Origin of the sequence: Nitrosomonas communis (genome assembly GCF_900114745.1) — a bacterium.
GTDB lineage: Bacteria > Pseudomonadota > Gammaproteobacteria > Burkholderiales > Nitrosomonadaceae > Nitrosomonas > Nitrosomonas communis_A.
Genome location: NZ_FOUB01000060.1, coordinates 1 through 20005 on the forward strand (window position 1 = coordinate 1; position 20005 = coordinate 20005).

General features: G+C 43.9%; 18 protein-coding genes, 1 pseudogene and 1 other annotated feature. Of the genes and pseudogenes, 11 read left to right on the plus strand and 8 right to left on the minus strand.

What is annotated here, in order from left to right; genetic code table 11:
• Nucleotides 1–503: 503 nt before the first annotated feature.
• The 6 genes from BM122_RS16270 (at nucleotide 504) to BM122_RS16295 (ending at nucleotide 5610) form a co-directional block, all read left to right on the plus strand.
• Complete coding sequence (locus BM122_RS16270; protein WP_074906658.1) at nucleotides 504–1670, plus strand: endo alpha-1,4 polygalactosaminidase; 1167 nt, start codon at nucleotides 504–506, stop codon at nucleotides 1668–1670.
• A 589-nt stretch (nucleotides 1671–2259) separates the two neighbouring features.
• Nucleotides 2260–2430, plus strand: a complete 171-nt coding sequence (locus BM122_RS16275) for a transposase (RefSeq protein ID WP_083398545.1) — start codon at nucleotides 2260–2262, stop codon at nucleotides 2428–2430.
• Nucleotides 2424–2540, plus strand: a sequence feature (AL1L pseudoknot). (Overlaps the previous gene by 7 nt.)
• Nucleotides 2469–2900 (plus strand): IS3 family transposase, encoded by a 432-nt coding sequence (locus BM122_RS16280; RefSeq protein ID WP_074906659.1) that lies wholly within the window; start codon nucleotides 2469–2471, stop codon nucleotides 2898–2900. It overlaps the preceding feature by 72 nt.
• An 846-nt stretch (nucleotides 2901–3746) precedes the next feature.
• Entirely contained in the window at nucleotides 3747–4580 is an 834-nt protein-coding gene (locus BM122_RS16285; RefSeq protein WP_143083485.1) for a hypothetical protein, read from the plus strand.
• A gap of 299 nt (nucleotides 4581–4879) precedes the next feature.
• Entirely contained in the window at nucleotides 4880–5095 is a 216-nt protein-coding gene (locus BM122_RS26220; protein ID WP_074906661.1) for a transposase, read from the plus strand.
• Nucleotides 4993–5610 carry an IS5 family transposase gene (locus BM122_RS16295; RefSeq protein ID WP_074906662.1) on the plus strand — a complete coding sequence of 206 codons (618 nt, stop codon included), beginning with the start codon at nucleotides 4993–4995 and terminating at the stop codon, nucleotides 5608–5610. The genes BM122_RS26220 and BM122_RS16295 overlap by 103 nt, the downstream gene beginning before the upstream one ends.
• 94 nt (nucleotides 5611–5704) lie before the next feature.
• On the opposite strand, the pseudogene BM122_RS26225 reads toward BM122_RS16295, so the two are convergent.
• The 3 genes and pseudogenes from BM122_RS26225 to BM122_RS16300 form a co-directional block, all read right to left on the minus strand.
• A pseudogene (locus BM122_RS26225) lies at nucleotides 5705–5884 on the minus strand (transposase domain-containing protein); the annotation flags it as partial.
• Nucleotides 5885–6007 (minus strand): hypothetical protein, encoded by a 123-nt coding sequence (locus BM122_RS25345; protein WP_256212140.1) that lies wholly within the window; start codon nucleotides 6005–6007, stop codon nucleotides 5885–5887.
• A gap of 290 nt (nucleotides 6008–6297) precedes the next feature.
• On the minus strand, nucleotides 6298–7314 hold the full coding sequence (locus tag BM122_RS16300; protein ID WP_074906663.1) for an endo alpha-1,4 polygalactosaminidase: 1017 nt from the start codon (nucleotides 7312–7314) through the stop codon (nucleotides 6298–6300).
• Nucleotides 7315–7625: 311 nt separating this feature from the next.
• On the opposite strand from BM122_RS16300, the gene BM122_RS16310 reads away from it, so the two are divergent.
• A protein-coding gene (locus BM122_RS16310; RefSeq protein WP_143083486.1) for an IS3 family transposase occupies nucleotides 7626–8998 on the plus strand; the annotation gives its coding sequence in 2 pieces (ribosomal slippage) (nucleotides 7626–7962 and nucleotides 7962–8998; 1374 coding nt in all).
• 1109 nt (nucleotides 8999–10107) lie between these two features.
• Here BM122_RS16310 and BM122_RS16315 read toward each other — a convergent pair.
• The 4 genes from BM122_RS16315 to BM122_RS16330 form a co-directional block, all read right to left on the minus strand.
• Nucleotides 10108–10422 (minus strand): BON domain-containing protein, encoded by a 315-nt coding sequence (locus BM122_RS16315; protein ID WP_074906666.1) that lies wholly within the window; start codon nucleotides 10420–10422, stop codon nucleotides 10108–10110.
• 71 nt (nucleotides 10423–10493) lie between these two features.
• The gene (locus tag BM122_RS16320) at nucleotides 10494–10772 is read right to left on the minus strand and encodes an ISAzo13-like element transposase-related protein (RefSeq protein ID WP_177198175.1); all 279 of its coding nucleotides are present in this window, start codon (nucleotides 10770–10772) and stop codon (nucleotides 10494–10496) included.
• A gap of 535 nt (nucleotides 10773–11307) precedes the next feature.
• A complete protein-coding gene (locus BM122_RS16325) occupies nucleotides 11308–12546 on the minus strand; it encodes a c-type cytochrome (protein ID WP_074906668.1) in 1239 nt (412 codons plus the stop codon).
• Between the two features lie 337 nt (nucleotides 12547–12883).
• Nucleotides 12884–13081, minus strand: coding sequence for a hypothetical protein (locus tag BM122_RS16330; RefSeq protein WP_074906669.1), 198 nt, complete (start codon nucleotides 13079–13081; stop codon nucleotides 12884–12886).
• A 1381-nt stretch (nucleotides 13082–14462) separates the two neighbouring features.
• Here BM122_RS16330 and BM122_RS16340 point away from each other — a divergent pair.
• From BM122_RS16340 to BM122_RS23495, 4 genes are all read left to right on the plus strand, one after another.
• Nucleotides 14463–15950: a tail fiber protein gene (locus tag BM122_RS16340; RefSeq protein ID WP_074906670.1), complete on the plus strand. Its 1488-nt coding sequence runs from the start codon at nucleotides 14463–14465 to the stop codon at nucleotides 15948–15950.
• Complete coding sequence (locus BM122_RS16345) at nucleotides 15947–17668, plus strand: hypothetical protein (protein ID WP_074906671.1); 1722 nt, start codon at nucleotides 15947–15949, stop codon at nucleotides 17666–17668. Before BM122_RS16340 ends, BM122_RS16345 begins: the two co-directional genes overlap by 4 nt.
• Before the next feature lie 236 nt (nucleotides 17669–17904).
• Nucleotides 17905–18861: a hypothetical protein gene (locus BM122_RS16350; RefSeq protein ID WP_143083487.1), complete on the plus strand. Its 957-nt coding sequence runs from the start codon at nucleotides 17905–17907 to the stop codon at nucleotides 18859–18861.
• 180 nt (nucleotides 18862–19041) lie between these two features.
• Nucleotides 19042–19212, plus strand: a complete 171-nt coding sequence (locus BM122_RS23495) for a hypothetical protein (RefSeq protein ID WP_177198176.1) — start codon at nucleotides 19042–19044, stop codon at nucleotides 19210–19212.
• A gap of 203 nt (nucleotides 19213–19415) precedes the next feature.
• Here BM122_RS23495 and BM122_RS16360 read toward each other — a convergent pair whose 3' ends face one another.
• Complete coding sequence (locus BM122_RS16360) at nucleotides 19416–19610, minus strand: hypothetical protein (protein ID WP_074906674.1); 195 nt, start codon at nucleotides 19608–19610, stop codon at nucleotides 19416–19418.
• Nucleotides 19611–20005 lie beyond the last annotated feature (395 nt).

Here is a 20005-nt window from a genome sequence, read left to right on the forward strand (position 1 = left end):
AATTCCTTTGTATAGTGTTTCCTAGGTTCCATTTCATCCTCCAATTAAGACTATTTTCTCTTAACTGGAGTGTCCGGGTCTATTAGACCATATCAAACATATCTTTTGTAAGCGTAACTACAAAAACAATCTCCCTCTCATCCACTTGAAGGATTAAGTGATACCCTGTCAGATAATTTAACCTCCTGATTCTCGACAGAAGATAAAGTTAATAATATTTCAATAAAAAATAAAAAGAAAATATGCTCCTTGTTAACTCCATAACGCGGCAACCAACTTACATAAGCTGTTGTTGGCGGTATGCATATTAATGATGGATAGATATCAAATGTATGCAACCGTGTTATTGCCGCTTAATTCTTCATCCCTTAATATTGCTCATGTCATAGAGCTTGGCTGATCTGATCTGTTATTTTGATATTTCTTAATTAAGAAGTACCCAAGAGAATGGATTCCGATCCAATTACTTTATTGTTTATTAATTCCTATATCCAGCCTAAATTATGAGCATAAATAATAATGTCATATTACTCATACTGATACTTTTTCTTCTATTGACTCATAGTTTTGCTTTTGCAGATCCGCCAAAGCCACCTCTTATCATATTAACGCAAGATCGCACCAAGATATCCATTGCTTGGTCTCCAGTTGCAAATGCCCATGGTTATCAGTTATTTTATGCGCCTTTTCCTTTTACCGGACTAGAAAGTATTAAAAATGTTGATATGGGTAGCGCCACCTCTGGCTCAATTGAGTTATGGGATGCTGCTGCCTTCATCGTTGCGGTAAAAGCACATAATGATGCAGGTACTAGCGATTATTCTAATATTGAACTATTTATACTTTCAAGAGCACCTTTACTTGATCCTGATGCATTACCGATTACGGGTAATTGGTATAAACCTCCTGTAGCAATCACTTGGCAATGGCAGCTGCTGAAAGGTACCTTAAAAGATGCATTGAAAGATACAACCAATGAGATCAGTGAAATCGATATAAATCATCCCGTTCAACTTTATGATATTGATCTATTTGATTCTCCCCCTTCCTTGATTAACAGGCTCAAAGCTTCTGGCAAGAAGGTCATCTGTTATTTCTCAGCAGGCACTTATGAGGATTTTAGAGAAGATAAAGATAAATTCAAGCCTGAGGAATTGGGGAACCCTTTACTCGATTGGCCAGATGAGCGATGGCTAGATATTCGTTCACAGAATGTAGCAGAGATCATGATTTCACGGCTTAATTTGGCTCTGCTAAAAGGCTGTGATGGCGTGGAACCCGATAATGTGGATGCCTATGACAATAATTCTGGCTTTGATTTAAGCGCCAAGGATCAGTTGGCATTTAATAAATTTATTGCCAATGAAGCTCATAAAAGAGGATTATCAGTTGCGCTTAAAAATAATATGAAACAAATTCCTGAATTAATCGATTATTTTGACTTTAGTATTAATGAGCAATGCCATGAGTTTAATGAGTGTGACATGCTGACCAGCTTTATTATAAACGGCAAGCCTGTGTTAAATGCAGAATATCAGCAGAGTTATATAGACAATTCAGCTGCACGCCAGGCGCTTTGCGATACTTCTAAGGGGGCTCAGTTCAGTACCTTGATTTTGTCAAAAGATTTAGATGATAGTCGGCGATTTAGCTGTTTTGAAAATAGATAATCAGTGCTGCCTTAGCCGGGATACAGCGGCGCTATCGGATTAGAGCTGCTGAAGGTGTATAGATATTGCAAAAAGCAATTTGTGCCTTAAGCTGTGAGATTGGGTGTCAATTTAGGTCTATGTCTTAAATTCACTATAATTTCCAGTAGACAAGATCTTACATGAGTACTACTTCAATTCTTCAATGGCTTCATCTCTTTGCCGGTTATTGAGGCAAATAATATAGGAAATAATTATCGAAATATGATAAGTCATTTTTACGGGGGAGGAGATATTTAACGCGAGATCAACATAAGGGTCACACTCTTACAACTGGAAGAGCTTGAGTAAGTATTATGCGAGGGTTTCTTCTTACGGAATGCATAAGCCAACAAATCAGCTAACAGATAAAAAAAAAGTCAAATGGACTGTGAAGGTGGCCATGTGAGTCGCCCCAAGTTTACAAGAGACTCTGTTTCTTGAGAGGTTAGATTGATGAAAAAAACAAATGAGATATTCACCGGAGATTCGTAAATGGGCTGTCCGGCTGGTGCATGAGCACCAAGGGGAATATGAATCACAATGGGCGGCACTGTAATTGATAGCATCGATGATAAGTTATAGTACTGAGACGCTGCGTAAATGGGTACGCCAGCCAAAAACAGATCAGGGTATTCAAGGCGGTTTATCAACTTCGGATCGTGAGCGACTCAAGGAATTGGAGCATGAGAATCGGGAACTAACTCACGCTAACGAAATACTGAGGAAGGCATCCGCTTAATTTGCCCAGGCGGAGCTCGACCGTCGGCCGAAATAGCAGTGGCGCTTGTCGATCAACACAGGGAGCAGTACGGGGTCGAGCCAATCTGTAGTAAAATTCAGATCGTTCCGTCGAGTTACTATGAGCACAAGGCACGAGAACGCGACCCTGACCGTCTACCCGATCGTACCAAACGGGATAGAGCGCTTGAACACGATATAAAGCGGGTATGGGAAAACAACACCAAAGTCTATGGTGTTAACAAAGTATGGCGGCAACTGATACGTGAAGGTATTCAGGTTGCCCGCTGTACTGTCGAGCGACTGATGAAGAAGCTTGGAATACAAGGTACCAGGCGCGGCAAAAAATACTGGGCGACAAGGGCAGATGTCTTGGCTGATCGTCCAACAAACAAGGTAAGCCAGCAATTTGTAGGGAAGCGCTCTAAACAGCTGGAAATATATCGAATATCATTTTTTCTGGCAGCGTGATCAGGATTTGTTTAGGTAGCTTTTATCCCAGATGTTTATGCAATAAGTTAGAAGCGATTAAGTAATTCCAATCCCAAATAAAAGGGTCAATAATTTATTGTATAAATATATTTATTTACAAGATATTACGTAACACTATAATTGCTCTTTCTAATGAGAATTAGAATAAGATGTCACTTTAAGTAATATTAATGAAGTGAAATTTACCGATTTGGAATGGGTTGTCTGATTCAATAATCGCCCGTTATTGGAGCCGATTGGAAATATTCCACCAGCTGAATTTGAGATGGCATATTAATACCAATTGAAGAAATTAGCTAATGCTGCCTGACTTAAACTAAATAATTCCCTTAAAAATCGAGACCTTTGATTATCCCTCTCAGTCTTCTAAATCATCATCGTTTTTTCATTATGGTTAACGATGAAACAAAACTATCTTCTATCTTTCAGTCAATCAGGTTAGCTGCCTCAGCTGGCGTGAAAGATATAACCATAAGCTCATGATTTGCATGCCATAAATGTATGCGTTTGCAGTATTGATTTGGCATTTTAATTCTCATAGCATAATCATAAATAAAGCTGGATTATTAATTAATTAGATCGGTGTATACCTTTCTTTTAAGGCAAATTTCAATCCGCTTTATTTTAATTGATCTATTCGGCAAGCAAGGTTTAAAGAGGCCAACTATTTATTAGAGTTGCCACTATTTCTAAGGCTTCACTATAACTTAGTTGGGTTGTTAAAACACTGTTTTACTGGATAGACATTGTTGAGAAACAGGATGTAATTTTTCTTTTTAAGAATTCTTTGATCTTATGAATTCCACTCATTAAAAGGAGACAATCATGAGTGCTAGTAACGAACAGCAAAAAGAATATGATGCACAAGGATATGATCAAAAAGGATATGATCGTCCAGGATATGATGAAAAAGGATATGATCGTCCAGGGTATGATGAAAAAGGATATGATCGTCCAGGGTATGATCGACCTGGATATGATAGAGAAGGATATGATCGTCCAGGATATGATCGTCCAGGGTATGATAGAGAAGGATATGATCGCGAGGGATATGACCGAAAAGGATACGATCGAGAAGGATATGATCGGCAAGGAAAAGATTGTCAAGGAAATGATCGCCAGGGAAATGATAGTCATAAAGATGGTGGGTCTGGCGGTAAAGAGCATAGCAGTAAAGACCATGGTGGAAAAGAGCATGGCGATAAAGACCATGGCGGAAAAGACCAAGATAGCCATGGCCATGGTGATAACGATCATGGCGATAAAGACCAAAGTGGTAAAGACTATGGTGATAAAGGCCAAAACGATAATAGCCAAAACAGTAATAACCAAGGCGATAAAGATCATGGTGATAAAGACCATGGCCATAAATATAAACATGTCGATGCACGTCCAGGCGACGCTTGCCGTGGTGAAGACGGTGCCGAAAATTTTGTCTTTCATGATAAGGGGCACTGGAATATTGACAACTATAATGGGCAGGAAGGCGATATGCTCGATTTCACTGAGTATGGTTTAACTCGTGAAGAGATCGCTAGTTATGTTACGAATGTCACCATTGAGGCTAATACCTTCATCGTCAACTTTGGCGATAATGTATCGATTACGCTGGTAGGTCAACCGCCCACCTGGGATAACGTTATTGCTGCAGAAGTTTAAAAGCGTATTAAAAAGGGGGAGTCTTTCTCCCTCTTTTTAATGTTGAGAATCTTGTCGTAGTAAAGTGAATATAAGGTTACTCTGGCCTAAGGCTTATGAGTCAATTCATAATAATGAGATAGCTAAATTACCTAATTCTTATATACTCAATATAAAAAAGTTATAAAAAGAATTTGAATTCCCTTGAAGGGCACTTAAAAAAACTAAGAAGCTGTCTGGAAAAATAATTTCAATTAAAATCAATAATTTTTTATAACAAGTTAAGAAATGTCATACAAAACGGGTATAAATGATGAGGAATGGAATTTGATAAAAAAGAGTTTGATCCTATCAGTAAACGCGGCAATAGCCATAAACATAGCAAAAGAACCATTGTGAATGCCATCCTGTATGTTGTCAAAGGCGGTATTCAGTGGCGGCTGATGCCGATGATTTTCCTCCCTGGCAGACTGTTTACGATCATTTTAGTCGTTGGAACAAGCGTGGTGTCTGGGAGAAATGCCTGGATCGGTTGACGATCTTTTGTCGCCAAAAAGCTGGACGCTGTGCTGTTCCCAGTTATGGCATCATTGATGCCCAAAGTGTGAAAACCCAGTATGCCAGCGAAGAACGAGGCATTGATGGTGGCAAAAAAATTAAAGGTCACAAACGGCATGTCGTAGTAGACATTCTTGGCAATTTACTCCATGTCAAAGTTCATGCTGCCAATATGAGCGATACCAAAAGCGCTTGTATAGTGTTGGAAAGCGTTATCGATAAATGCCCTTCACTCAAAGCATTCTCAGGGGATGCCGGCTACCGAGGTACAGCAGTTGATTTCGCAGCTAGTAGACTAGGTCTGAGTTTACACATTTCAGAAAAAATCGAAGGTAAATGGGCTGTTTTGCCAAAGCGGTGGGTAGCCGAACGTACGTTTTCCTGGCTAGGTAACTTCCGACGTTTATCCAAGGATTTCGAAATCTTGACTGGGACTGCTGTAAATATGATGCGTATCGCCATGATGAAAATAACACTTGCAAAATGCGTCTAGTGTTTTGCCAGACAGCTTCTAAAGTTTCGGAGTTCATTTTCTTCCATAAACTAGAAACGATATAAGCGCTGAGTGACACCACCTGTCATTCTCTCTAGCTTAGTAAATTAATGAATTCTGGTGTTAACGGCAACAGTTCATCGATACGATTATTGGGCCAGGCGGGAAGTTTGATGAGCGTATCTTTAAGCTATGCAGATGGGTCCAGTTCATTGAGTTGAGGAGCGGTACCGAACATAGTTTGGATGGCGGCAGCGCGTTGGCTGGCGCGTTCTTAGCCGGTAGTCATTTCTTCTTGCTTAATCAAATAGACTAATGCTTTGGCGCAGTCACCGCCATAGGGAGCTTGGGTGCGGGTTGATAGCCACCACTCATGCAGTATATCGAGGGCGGGCAAGCTTTTTTCTGCCGTATTTATTGGCAATCTTCGATCGACAGATGTTTGCCTTCAGCTTCAATGTCATACAGACTCCACAAAACTCAGCATACCTCATCCTCAGTTGAGATTTTATTAATTAATAGCTGGGGGCCAATGCCATTCTTGGTTTCAAACTAAAAACGGTAACTGCTCCTCAGTTACCGTAAATAAGTAACCTCTGCATAACTGACTTTTAAATAATAAATTATATACAGAGAGCAACTCTAAAAACACAGTTATGCAGAGGTCTCAGAGATGATTATTACAATTTACTCAAGCGGTGGGCAGCTAAAGCGAAATGAATCGTCCAGCTCCAAGGGAAGGTATATAGTGCTCAAACCAAGCGCCCTGGATTGAGCACACACTTTATCCTGCTTGGTTGCCCGATATTCGACATTAAACACTGCTTTGCCTTGATCAATAAAAGGTGTTAGTGCATCACATTCACTATACCGATGACATTCTTCATTAATTGCAAAATCAAAGTCGCCTATTAAATCATTGATCTGTTCCAAATCATTCTTCAATCCCACCTTGAGTCCTACCAAGTGGGCTGTCATGGCTAAAAATCGATTGTAATCGATTTGATCTTGATATGTCAGTGGAAAACCAGTTCTGTTGCTATAGCCATCCACATTATCTGGTTCTACGGCATCACACCCTTTACTTCTAGCCAGGCCTATTCTAATCGCCATAATGCTCCTCACCTCATTGCTGCGTATATCCAGCCACCGCTCACCGGCCCATCCATTCTTTCTACCCAGAACATTTTCCGGAAATTGATCCGCATCTTCTCGCCAGTTCTCCCAACTGCCAGCGCTGAAATAACAGACCACTGCGATACCTTTTGCATGCAGATCGTCAATCAGACTCTGTGGGGAATCAAACAAATCAATGTCATATACCGCCGCCTCGTAAGATGGGTTATTCGTACCCTGAAGCTGGTATTGCCAAGACTTAGATGGAGTCGAAAATGGATTAATTATTCCTGGAAATATACCTTTTGGATGCAAATCGTCAATTAGACTCTGTACTTTTGCATGCATATCTCCAATTAGACTCTGTGCTTTTGCATGCAGACTCTGTGCTTTTGCATGCAAATCGTCAATTAGACTTTGTGGAGAATCAAACAAATCGCTGTCATATACCGCCGCCTCGTAAGATGGATTAACAGTATCCTGCAGCTGGTATTGCCAAGGTTTAGATGGAGTCGGAAAAGGATTAATTGTTTGTGCAAATAAGTTTGTCGGTATAATCAGCAAAAAAATAAAGTTTAATTTTTCCATGAATAGTCCTATGTCATAATTACAATGGAATATTCATGTTATGAGTTTATGGAGAATATAATGCATTGAGAAGAAGCGATTTTTATATCTATTTAAAAAAAATTAAATATAAAAATATACAAATATTGTAAAGTTAAGGCTAATACGACACCTAAAGCACTAAAGCGAGACTGAAGTAGTAAGAAGATTTCAGTAAATACAGCAGTAAATACAGCAGTAAATACAGCCGTGTATCTCGTCAGCACAAGTTGGACAAAATAGCGTGATTGCGTAAGAGATAGTTTTGGTTCATCGTAACTTAAAAGGAAACGATGATGACAGAGGAGACCAATCAAAACCGCAGTGTTGAGAAAACCGTACGCGATATACGCCGTGCTACCCGCCGTAATTATTCAGCAGAAGAAAAGATCCGGATCGTGCTGGAAGGTCTACGAGGCGAAGACAGTATTGCAGAGCTATGTCGTCGGGAAGGCATCAATACCAATATCTATTACCGCTGGTCAAAGGAATTTTTGGAAGCGGGGAAGAAGCGATTAGCTGGAGATATTGCCCGCGCAGCGACGTCCGATGAAGTTAGGAACCTGCGTACCGAAACCCGGTTACTTAAAGAAACCGTGGCGGAACTGTTAATGGAAAACCGCCTGCTTAAAAAAAGTATGACCAGGGATGGGGAGGACGGTATATGAAATATTCTGCTTCCGAAAAATTCGAGATCATTAGTCTGGTTGAACAATCCAATTTATCAGTACGTCAAACATTGCTGCAGCTGGGTATGCGCAAATCCACTTTCTACCATTGGCTGAAGCGCTATCAATCAGAGGGCATAGATGGATTAGAAGATCAAAAACCCAGACCCAGATTGGTATGGAATAAATTGCCGGAAGATCAGAAAGCAGCAATGATTAGACTTGCTTTAGATAAACCTGAGCTATCACCGCGAGAATTAGCCGTAACGTATATTGATGAACAATCCAGCTTTGTATCGGAATCGACAGTCTATCGGCTGCTGAAAGCCCATGATCTGATCACAAGTCCAACCTACATTCTCATACAGGCAAAAGACAAGTTTCAGCATCCAACAACACGAGTCAATGAAATGTGGCAGACTGATTTCACCTATTTCAAAATAACCGGTTGGGGATGGTATTACTTATCGACTGTGCTGGATGATGGCTCGCGATTTATCATTGCCTGGCGGCTTTGTGCCACTATGAATGCTCGTGATGTATCAGACACGTTAGATGATGCACTACGCTTTACAGGACTCGACCGGATCAAGGTTAAACATAAGCCGCGGTTATTGAGTGACAATGGCGCCAGTTATATATCAAGTGAGTTGGCGCATTATCTTGAAAATCAGAATATGAGTCACACACGTGGCAAACCATTTCATCCGCAAACTCAAGGCAAAATCGAACGCTGGCATCGTTCATTGAAAAATCAGATTCTACTGGAAAACTATTATTTCCCAGGTGAACTGGAAGATCGCATCCGACAGTTTATCGATTACTACAACCATGAGCGCTATCACGAGTCACTCAATAATCTAACACCGGCTGATGTTTTTTATGGCCGGGGTCACTCTATTTTGAATGAACGTGAAAAAATAAAACACCGTACCTTAGCTTTGCGACGCCACTTGTTTTATGCTAACAAATCTATCAACCCACTATCAATGAGCTAAAGCATCCCTTAATTCAACCACCCATTAGGCCACATTGCTTTGACGACGTACAAGCAATGATAGGCAGTAGCGTTAGAACCAAATATAGGTACGACGATTCTTTTTCCCGTTCTACTACTGGTCCGGCTTATCACAAAGCGCAAGTGAGCAAATTTCAACCGAAACATAAATTAAATAATCGGTATGCGGTAGAAGAGGAAAATATTTCCAAAATAAAACGGAGCTAGATTCTACCCAAATAATGATTAGTAGAGCATCTCACAGGGCGCTCGCTTGCAGGTTGTGTAGGGATTGTGAGTACCGGTCGGAAGTTGTTCCTCGATTTATCCCATCCCTTATCTTTCTCAAATGTCATATTAAAGTTATGGAGTTTTTAGACCGTTTAAATTGTTGCACCCCGACTGCTGTATCGGTCTATTAAATAAGCGATCGCTTAGACCATGCCCCAGGAGGGGGTGCATCCTGAAGGAAGTTATAAGATGTGGTAAGTTAACTTAACTTAACCCAAACTTGCTACTCACCAAATTAAACATAATAGAATATTTAAAGCATTAACCTTTTTTCGTCAGTTGAGATTTATTTGATAAACCGCCAGGCGCCAATACTATTCTTGATTTCAGACGAAAAAACGGTAACTGCTCCTCAGTCAGAGTAAATAAGCGACCTTTGCATACCTGGCTTTTTGGATAATTTATTATTTTTAGTTATTGATTTTATGAGTTACACATACCGAGAAAAACTCTAAAAATACATTTATGTGGATGTCTCCTGGTTTAATTATTGTTAGTCCAAACTTTCAAAGCTTAGGAATGATAAATGAACTGAGAAGCGCCCGGTGAGTAGAGAGGACAACCCACCGGGTTGCAAAGGATTCTGATAAGTATCAATACAGCGAAAATTTGAATTACCTTGATACAAACCCTTTATCGGGTAGGCAGGAAAAGCTTTAGCCTATTTTTGTAGCACTCGAAACAAGCTTTACCTATACTCAAGATAGGGATGTTATCCACAGCATTATCCCCGGGAAATGTGGAAAAATCTTGATACCTTCATTCATCTTGATGATGTAATTCCAACCCACATTAATGTAAGAATGCTCTAATCTACTGTCACTTGACCTGTAAGTCATTTTTGACAGACTTTACGCCCTTAACCAAACGCGCAACTTCGCCCGCTCTATCAATGTCGGCCCGGGAACTGACGAAGCCGCTCAGTTGACCGACACCTTTTGAAGTTTCTACTTTAATTTCAGAAGATTTCAGGGTAAGCTCATCGTATATATCCTTTTTGACCTTTGCAGTAATAACTGAATCATCAACATGTTGTCCAACTGTCTCTGCCATTGACATTGATGTGCCACCCAAGAAAAAAAACATTAGAACAATTAAAAAGAAATTAAAAAAACGGTTATTTTGTTGTTTCATGGTAAAGCCCTCCTAAATGATTGATGGAACTAAAACACATCTATTGATATTTTTAGATTAAAAGAGTCGGTTTACACATGCTCATCTACATTTTTTAGAGGTATAGACAACATTATAAGTTCATGCATAAGCATTGAGCTTAACGCACCACACCACTTACGCACCCCGCTGCTTTCCTGACCATTGTCCACTTTGAGTTGAATGTGTGTCATCACGACCTGCTTTTCCTTGGGGATGGCCTGCAACCAGCCCTCCAAGCCATCCACGATGAAGTGACTAGTCTTGAAGGAGCTCCCAAACGTCAGATGCAATTGCCCACTACCATAATGTGTACTTTTGGTATCTCGCAAGCCTTCCTCAATTTGCATTCGGCTTAGCTAATAATCCACGATCTGCACTGCAGAAAGCACTTTTAGCGAGGGCGATACTACCAGAAGCCAAGGCTCTTTTTCGCGTTCCGCATGTTTACGACCGGCACTGGATTTGCTTGAATGATACTGGGCGGTCAGCTGTTTACGACCTTTAGCGGGCCGGTAAAAGTCACCAGCTCACCGTTTAGTGGATGGCTACGTACCCAACGGGCCCATCCTAAGCATTTGTGTGTTCGGGTAGCTTCAGTGTAGAGTGACCTTGCCGCCAGCCAACCGTTAGGCTGGTTGACCCCAAGGCACTAAACTACCACCTACTGAAATTAGTGGGTTAGCGCATATTGGGGGCAGACGACTAAAGTCGTCTGCCCCCACCAAGCTACACGTGCATAAGTCAACACATTTAAAACCAAAGTCCCTGTCTAAAAAGGCGGTGGTTTGTACCAAGTTTATGGAAATCAATTTATATGGGATAAGATATAGTGTTCGAGAACCACTACACTAACCTGTTACACTATCAAATCGACTTAAGGTATTCAACCAGATCTGCCTTTTCTTCCTTTGTCAAATTCAGGCTGAAATGTTTGTCGTAGTGATTGACCACCGCAAGGAGGTCGGCTGCACTCCCATCACGAAAATAGGGTGGATGCTGCTGAAGTCCTCGTAATGGCGTTGTTCGGTATTTCTTCGTGGCCGATCTATTAGCATACGCCGGGTCCGCACCCACTTCGGCTGGATCATGCACGAATGGTTCTTGCTGATTTGGACCACTTAGCACGTCAGTAAAATGCGGGGGCTGATGGCAAGTGGCGCAGTTGGCCTTGTTACTGAACAAATGCTTGCCTCGCTGAGCGGCTACTCGATCAAAGCTTCCTGTTTCAGGTTTTGGCGTCTTCAGGCTCAATTGATAGTCAAGCAAGGCGGGCAGCTTTGATGCAACCAGATCCGGGGTCTGCACAATAGTGATGCCGATGCGTGGATCGATGAAAGTCCCTTTACCCCCCATTTGCCCTATGCCTACATAGCTGTTCCAATAGGAGATAGGCCCATCTGCGGTATAGGTCTCAAAGCCAACCCCCTTCAATCCATAAACCGGTGGGATGACAACCGGCAGCGACGGGCTATTGAGCGGAATAATGTTGATACCGTCAAAATAGTGGCGGCGCGGATCGAATTTACCCGGACCCCAAGCCTTAAACTCTGCTTTAGTCGCATCATCCAATATCGGGGACAGAGCCATGATCGCACCGACATTCAAGTCAGTGTTGACCCACCCATCGAGTCGCTTGCCAATGCCCGGTGCGAGCGAATTGTCGACGGACGAATGGCACAGTGCACAGGTTACGCCAATGGTAGCCAGACGACCTACTTCATCCACGCTGCCTTTCACCCCAACGACCGCATTTAAACGTAACAACTCAACCGTTACCTCTGGCTTTTTGAGATCAACCTGACCAGCCTGAAGCGCAGCGACAAGCTCTTTCGGTAAGGCATCGACATCTACCTTGAGACCGACCGCTAACGCAGTGGCAGCATCGACTGTCGCAATGACCTCGTGCAGCCGTAACACGTCGGTCCACAATTGCTCACTGCCAAAGGTATCAAAGCGGAAAATCGCTTGCCCTTCGCGCTGCCTTTGTTCTGCAGTGTTAGAGACATTTATTTTTTCTCTATCCGCCCAACTAGATAAAGAAAATCCAAGGATAAAGCAGGTCATGAATATGATAAATGTCGTTGATACTAACTTGAATTTCATTATTATTTTTCCTTTTCAGCAAGTTAACCAATCATCTTACTTATGCCATGGATGAAGCTCTCTTTTTCAGTCTTGGCCATGCGCCGCAATAGTGATACAGAAAAAAACGATCAATTTTTATGTTACAAGTTACGGTGAAAATAGATTCATTTTCTATCAGAGTAGAGTTCTTATCGAATAGGCATACCATGATTTCAGCAATAAACCATCAAAAGGTTGTTTTTGGCTAGAGTCTAAGGATCCATTTCTTACTCCTCTCGTTATGCCAGGACGAATCCAGAATTCAAGTAGGCAATTGTCATAGTAAATAAATACGGCTTAAGCTGCTTAATGCTTATTAATTTTCATCTTCTACCGCATACCGATCATTTAATTTATGTTTCGGTTGAAATTTGCTCACTTGCGCTTTGTGATAAGCCGGACCAGTAGTAGAACGGGAAAAAGAATCGTCGTACCTATATTTGGTTCTAACGCTACTGCCTATCATTGCTTTATTTTTCTTGACATCCTGGTTAAATGGATTAGTTGGTCTCACGCTGTCTCCTCCGTTTAAGCAAAATAATTCCAAATAATTAACAAGATGATCGTAGTGACACATCACTACACTAGAGTGATATTTGATAAAAAAATAGAAGAGAATTAAATACGTACAAATAAGTAAAGGAGAACCCTTATATTCTTTCTGTCATAAAAGCTATAAGGATGAATAAACTTTAAATGAACCAGTAATTTTCAACAAAATTATAGATAATCTCATATAAAAAGATAAAATTACATAGGTGGTAAAGAGCTGCTCGGTAGAACAGCTTTCTTTTTTCTGATGGCTTTGGCCTGAGCCCATTTTGGCTCAGTGTCATTAAAGTCTGTGGAATAAGACGGCTGATATTCAAGCGTATGCCCGGTATTGGAGAAGGTGATTTTGCTATCCTGCCGTTTGTGATATATCGGGTTGTTTCCTTCGCCTACCAATGCTGAAAATAAACCGCTTGATTAGTCCGCGCGTAATTCATTGATTCTTATACTTTAAAAAATATGCACTTGTGGACTTCGCACTTGAATGACGGGTAGGGGTATAGAGAATAATGGGGCAAAGAGAGAAAAAGTGAGCAGATTTGTCGGGATTTATGCAATCTCGAAATCCACAAGAATCCGCACGAACCCGCGCAAACACGCAAGAGTAAGCACAAAAAAACCAACCGGATAAAGGGTTGGTTTTCGGTATTGGTGGTGGAATAGGGAACCGAACCCGCGTTCGTTTTCCGATTCAGATAGTAATACTTTTGTCTTGAGGACGTGTATTCGATGATTTCGCCGAATTTGTTTAACCATATATAGTGCTTGGCCGAAAATTCCCAAACCCAATAAAGAACAAAAGGTTGCGCCTGATTTCAAAAATGAAGATTACTAGGAATTTGAGTAAAACCAGCGCAATTCAATTAATCAACCTCACTCTGCCTCAATCTTTTAGAAATCTTCGTTTCTTAAATTAAATGCAACCCACTGTTTATTATAGGAATAAAGGGTTTTCGGGTAGACGCTATATAGCAAGGCTCAAATAAATTGATTTCGATCTATAAATGACTTATTTATCTTCATTATCTGCTAGTGTGTTCACTAAAGCTTAACCCCATTGAGCACAAATGGGCAAAAGCCAAAGCAATCAGAAAACAACAAAACCAAACCGTTGAGCGTCTCTTCAAAATTGAACCATTTTATGTGACGTAGGCTATATAAACATAATTATCTGCTTATGCTATACATCTAATTACCATATTTTTATTATGCTTTTAAGCAAAACCAGATGCTTTTGTAATCGTTCAGCAGAATATTTGACTAAATATCCGTTTTGCATATAATAAACCTTAGTTAAAGAGAGAGTTTATTTTTCCTATAGATCACTCAAGGAGGTTCGCTGTATGGCAGCACCAGACGAGGTAGATCCCTCCGCCGATCCCCTGATCGGCGTGATTGTTATGTGGGGCAGTGACAGCCTTCCGGACGGATGGGTCTTCTGCGACGGTCGCACGCTGTTGTCCGCGGACTACCCGCATATCACCGGCGACTGTGCAAAGCCATTTCACGTCGATGCCAACGGAATGGTACGTGTGCCCGACATGCGGGGGCTGTTCGTCAGAGGGGTGGACGATCGGACGGGCACCACAGAAGGGGATCCCGACGCAGCATCGCGCGTCGACATGTTCGATCCGACCCTGCCGGCTCCCCACGCACCGTATTCGGTCCAGCTGAGTACCTTCGCGTCCCACACCCACGAGTACCAGACAGCTCCTGTGGCCTGCTCAGCGGAAGTGATATCGACGTTCAAGTTTTCGACGAGCGATAGTGGGGACTTCCCTGTATATCTATATCTATTTACCAGTTCAGTTACGGATGCTCAGGATGGCGCGAAGGAGACTCGTCCGCTCAATATGTATCTGCGCTACATCATCTGCGTCGGCAGCAAGCTGCCGACGCCAGCCTTGGCGGATCCCACGCCGCTGGGACTGATTGCGCTGTGGGGCGCGAACCAGCCGCCGCCAGGTTGGCAGCTCTGCAAAGGGACTTCATACGATGCGTATGATCTCGGTGAGGAAATCACGATTCCGGATTTACGCGGGCAGTTCATTCGTGGCGCCGGTCAGACTGGCCGCAGTGTCGGTTCGACCCAGCCGGATGCGTTCCAAGCACATCAGCATACCTATACGCAGTTCCCCGGGACGTTTACCGCGGGATTGCCGATGGCGCAGTACCTTGGAGGTGATTGTTACCATGAGGCTAGTGGACGTACCGGAAAAACCGGCGGTTCCACCGAGACCCGACCAGTTAACGCCGCGTTTCACTACATAATCAAGTGCGCGCGTGGCGTCCCGTCGAAATCCAGCCTGCCAATCGGAGCCATCGTGATGTGGTCTGGAAACAAGGGGGTTCCGGTTGGTTGGGAAGTGTGTAGCGGAATGAAGCTTGAGGATCCGATGTACAAGGATCTTCAGGCGATACTTCAGTCGAACTTCAATCCGGCCAGGACGCGCTACGACCCCAGCGGCGGTCCGTGTTTCCTACCTGATTTGACAGGCAGATTCGTTCGTGGCATCGACGACTCCGGACAAAATAGAGACCCGGATAACGCTGCGCGCACCAACCTCGACGGCAAGGCCACCCTCGGCCCGGTATTGGGTTCCGTGCAACCTGGTGCCGTGGCGGCCCACTCGCACTCGGTTTCCTCTTTTCCAGGGGAGGAATCTTTGGAAGGGCTAGTTTTTGGGTCATACGAAGACGGGTTCCGAGGCTGGAACTCCCGCAAGGGAGTTTCCACGCAACCCGAAGGGCAGGGAGAAACGCGGCCTCGCAATACCGCGCTCGTGTTCATCATCAAATACAGCGAATACTCGGAGGAGGCTAGACCATGATTAACGCCGGCGATCTGCATAGCGCTACCTGTACGCGTGAGCTGAAAAAGGAAAATCCGAAGTCGGCTGTCGCGACGGACGCCATTGCCGCAATTGAGGCTCCGCCTAGCACGGTACCGATGCTGGGTCGGGTCGTGGGGCAGTATAGTGTCACCCGCTACGTCGATACACGCAATCTCGATGCGCTGCCCTCGTTCCTGGTGACGTGCCTTCAACGCTTCGTCATGTATCCGCAAGAATCGTTCGACTTCGGGAAGACGCCGGCCGCCTATAATAATTACTTAGCGATCATGGAGGTGAACCTGCGGCCCTTGGTGCCGGAAGGCACCGAGATCCGGCTACTCGATTACTGGCCACGCACGCTCAACGCCGCGGTTACCACCGATATCAGCGAAACCGGCAGCAATGAGTCCAACATACTGCGACAGCACACATCGGGTTCATCAACTTCCACCACCAACAGCTTTGGTGTCAACCTCGCTCTAACTGCAGGAGCAACGCCGGAAGGACCGAGCGGCTCGGGCACGCTCGGTGGCAACTTCGAGCACTCCAGCACACGCGGGACCAGCGTAGAAGACACGCTTGGCTCGTCCGTGTCGCGCGGCGTCCAACTGACTGGAGCCGCTAGCATGACCATTAAGGACTGGGCGTCTTACGCGACAATCATTCAGCCTTCCGATAGTAAAGCTCCATCGCTGCGCTGGATATGGGGGCAGGAGTATCCTTGGGACTTGTTCCTGTACCGTGCGACTGAGGCGGACAACAGCGTCCATCTGCCGAAGTTCCTGAGCGATCGGCTCGGTGATGTAGATGCGGGGTGGGTGGCGCCGCCATCGCAACTGTCGATGTTCGGCCAGGACCTCATTGCGCATGCGACTTGGCAGGTCATTCCACCAGAGAATTCAATTGATCCACCCATTCTGAGCTTTGATCTTGATGGCCACATCGGCCTGGGCAGTCATTCGATCGGGGATCCGCCGCCGAAATCGGAGGCAGCGGCGCAGCAACAGAAGGATGCGGCGCCAGCCAAAATCGTCAAGGCATCGCTCAATACACTTCCTTATAGCATCAAGCCACTCGCATCGCAGTCTCAAGTGGAACCACAAGAGGAGCTAGAGGAAAAGGCATGCGCGTTGCTTGACACACCGTTAGACCTAGAATTGCTCGCACTTGACGCCATCGGCGGTCCTGGCACCAATAATGGCGCCGCCCTGGGCTTTTCGCCCGACGTAATCGCTCGCCGTCCCGTTACACCGAATGGCGCAATTAAGATGGTGTCGCCGACAAACACACTAGCCCTTCGCGGCGCAGGGTTCCTGTTGCCCGCTCTGGACACTCCGCTGAAGGCGAATGTGTGTGCGGGTGGTATCGCAACGTTGAACCTGTTCTTCAAGGTGGCCGATATCGAGGACGAGTACTCGTTGATCTTCAAGCATTGGAAGGCTGACGAAGCAGGATGCCTGCTGACCATTGATATCAATGGACTGATCACCGTGACACGTCTGGTTGATGATCGCGAGGGCGAAGGAGGAAGCAGCAACGTAACAGAGATCGTCCTACGCTCGACCGATTTCACGTCGATTGACTACCACGACTATCTACGGCTTGGGCTCAACCAAATCACTATCAAGATTACCGAAGCACCACCGAAGCATTCGGACCCGGACGATCCGGCGCCACCTTGCAATTATGTTCTGCGCGCGTTGGCGGTTGCATAGGTCACCGCAACATGCCAAAAGGGTTAAAAAAACCAAAAAAGCCAAAAACGCTAAAACCGTTAAAACCGTTAAAACCGCTAAAACCGCCAGCAAAGCCAAAGATTGACCCCGACGACAATGTCGTCCGTTTCTCGAGGCACTTTCTTCGTCAGAGGGCACGCGGCATTGATCCGCGCCCTCCGTCTAGCAACGAAGAGGAGACGCCCTTCGGCAAGGTGAACTTCGAGGTGTCCGGCGTGCGGTATCCTAAACCAGAGATCAGTGTGAGTGGCAGGCCAGTGTCACTGATCATAATGAACAATAAGAACAATAAGAACAATAAGCCCAAATACGTGGATCTGATCCCTCATATTTCGAATCGAGTCGCCGAAGCCGTGCTCACCGAACTCATTCGTGAGTTGCCGAATCCAACCACTAAAGAACGGGCGGCTTATTTGAAATCGCACCCATCTCCATTGAACACCAAAGACTGGTCTGACGATGAGAAAAACGCGGCGGCGATATTGTATGCGCTAACCAAGTACTCTGAAGAACAACGCACCCATGCGGGAAAACAGATACGCGGCGGTCTGCGAGAAATTGCAGAGAAGAGATCTACGGCCAAAGAGATGTTCAGAAAAATAAACCCATTGATCCCTCAGACCAAGGAAGTCGATACCTTACGGAAGCTCTTTGACGCCTGGCTTAGATTTTTTGATGAAAAGCCGCGACAAGGTTCAAAAATCATACAGGAAACTCCTTCTTTATCAGAATCCTCAGAGCTAGAAGATGAACAAAAGGAGCATCTGCATCCTGACTACAATGACCCTTACAAAGCGGTGCAGGCGGTCAGAAACAACATCGCTCCAAAAAGTAAGCGGAAAACAGACGCTTATACCGATTATTTCAATGAAGAAAAAAAATCTGACCTCGGGACCAAGCGACCACGGAATACGGACGAGGACGAGATTCTGGCGCCCGTCGACAAAGCTAGGCGACGAGAGTCAGACAAAGATGTGTCGGAGGCCAAGCCGGCGGCGCGTCGAACGCGCCTGAAGGCGAGCACTGTATCCGGAGACAACGCTGAGGATCGAACAATATCGATACAGGAGCACATGATGGGTGCACGCGAGGTTGCGGATGATCCGATCGACCTGACGTCCCATAGCAGCAGTCAACGCAGGTCATTGCGATTAGCTAGGCGTAGGCAGTAGAAACCGACGCGCCGAACCAAACGACCATTGGATACGGACGAGGACGAGATTCTGGCGCCCGACAACAAAGCTAGGCGACGAGAGTCAGACCGAGATATGTTGCACGCCAAGTCGGCGCGGCAAACGCGCCTGAAGGCGAGCACTGGATCCGGAGACACCGCTGAAGATCGAGCAATATCGATGCAGGAGCGCATGATGGGCGCGCGCGAAGCTGAGGATAATCCGATCGACCTGACGCCCCATAGCAGCAGCCAATTGCAAGTCATTACGACTTGCAATTGGCCTTTTGAAGCATCGATAGCTACCTGCATGAGCTGGATGCGCGCCCTGCAAGCAGCGGGAGAGGACTAGGTGTGAGTAATTTATATGAATTATTACAATTTATTCAGGATAATAGCCTGTAGGCATATGTTTTTTTTATGCGCTTGATCTAGAAGCTAATACATGCTTTATATAGATTTATACCTTATGTTTTTGGGTATAGCATATGATGAGATGGTTTACATGCAATTAAGATAAACTAAAATATTCTATTCATTAAAGAAAAGAGAAGCTTAAAACCAGGCCACAGCTAACCCTAAAAGACTATGGTCGAGCACACTATAAATATCTGGATTATTCCAATACTCCTTAATCAGGTCACTAGCATAATTATTAACCATAAGATCTGCCATAACTTCATCTGTATAAGGTGTTGTAGAAGTATCACTCAAAATATCAACAGGTAAATTCCTCTTCATTATTTTCATTATGTGTAAACTCAAAAAATCACAGAAGAGAATTTAACAGATAAACAAATTGACAAATTAAGAAATAAAAAAATAAATAAATAAACAAATAAAGGTCATAAAAGCAATTTAATTCTCTTATTGACTTAAAAGAGAGTGATCAGAAAGCAAAATCTCGGCCTCATAATTTATCGAGCTTACCCAAAAAAAGTAAATTTTAAATTTGAAATTATGGCATCAGTTGCCAATTTTTATAAGTTATTCTAATTCTCAATAGAAATTGTAATTATAGGATTACATAATGCCTTGTAATTAAATATTTTGGTAACGTAGAGTTTGAGAGACTTGAGAGTATAAAAGAGAGTTGCCCTCCAATATAGTGTTTGGTTTTTTGCATAAACGAAACCCTAAAAGGA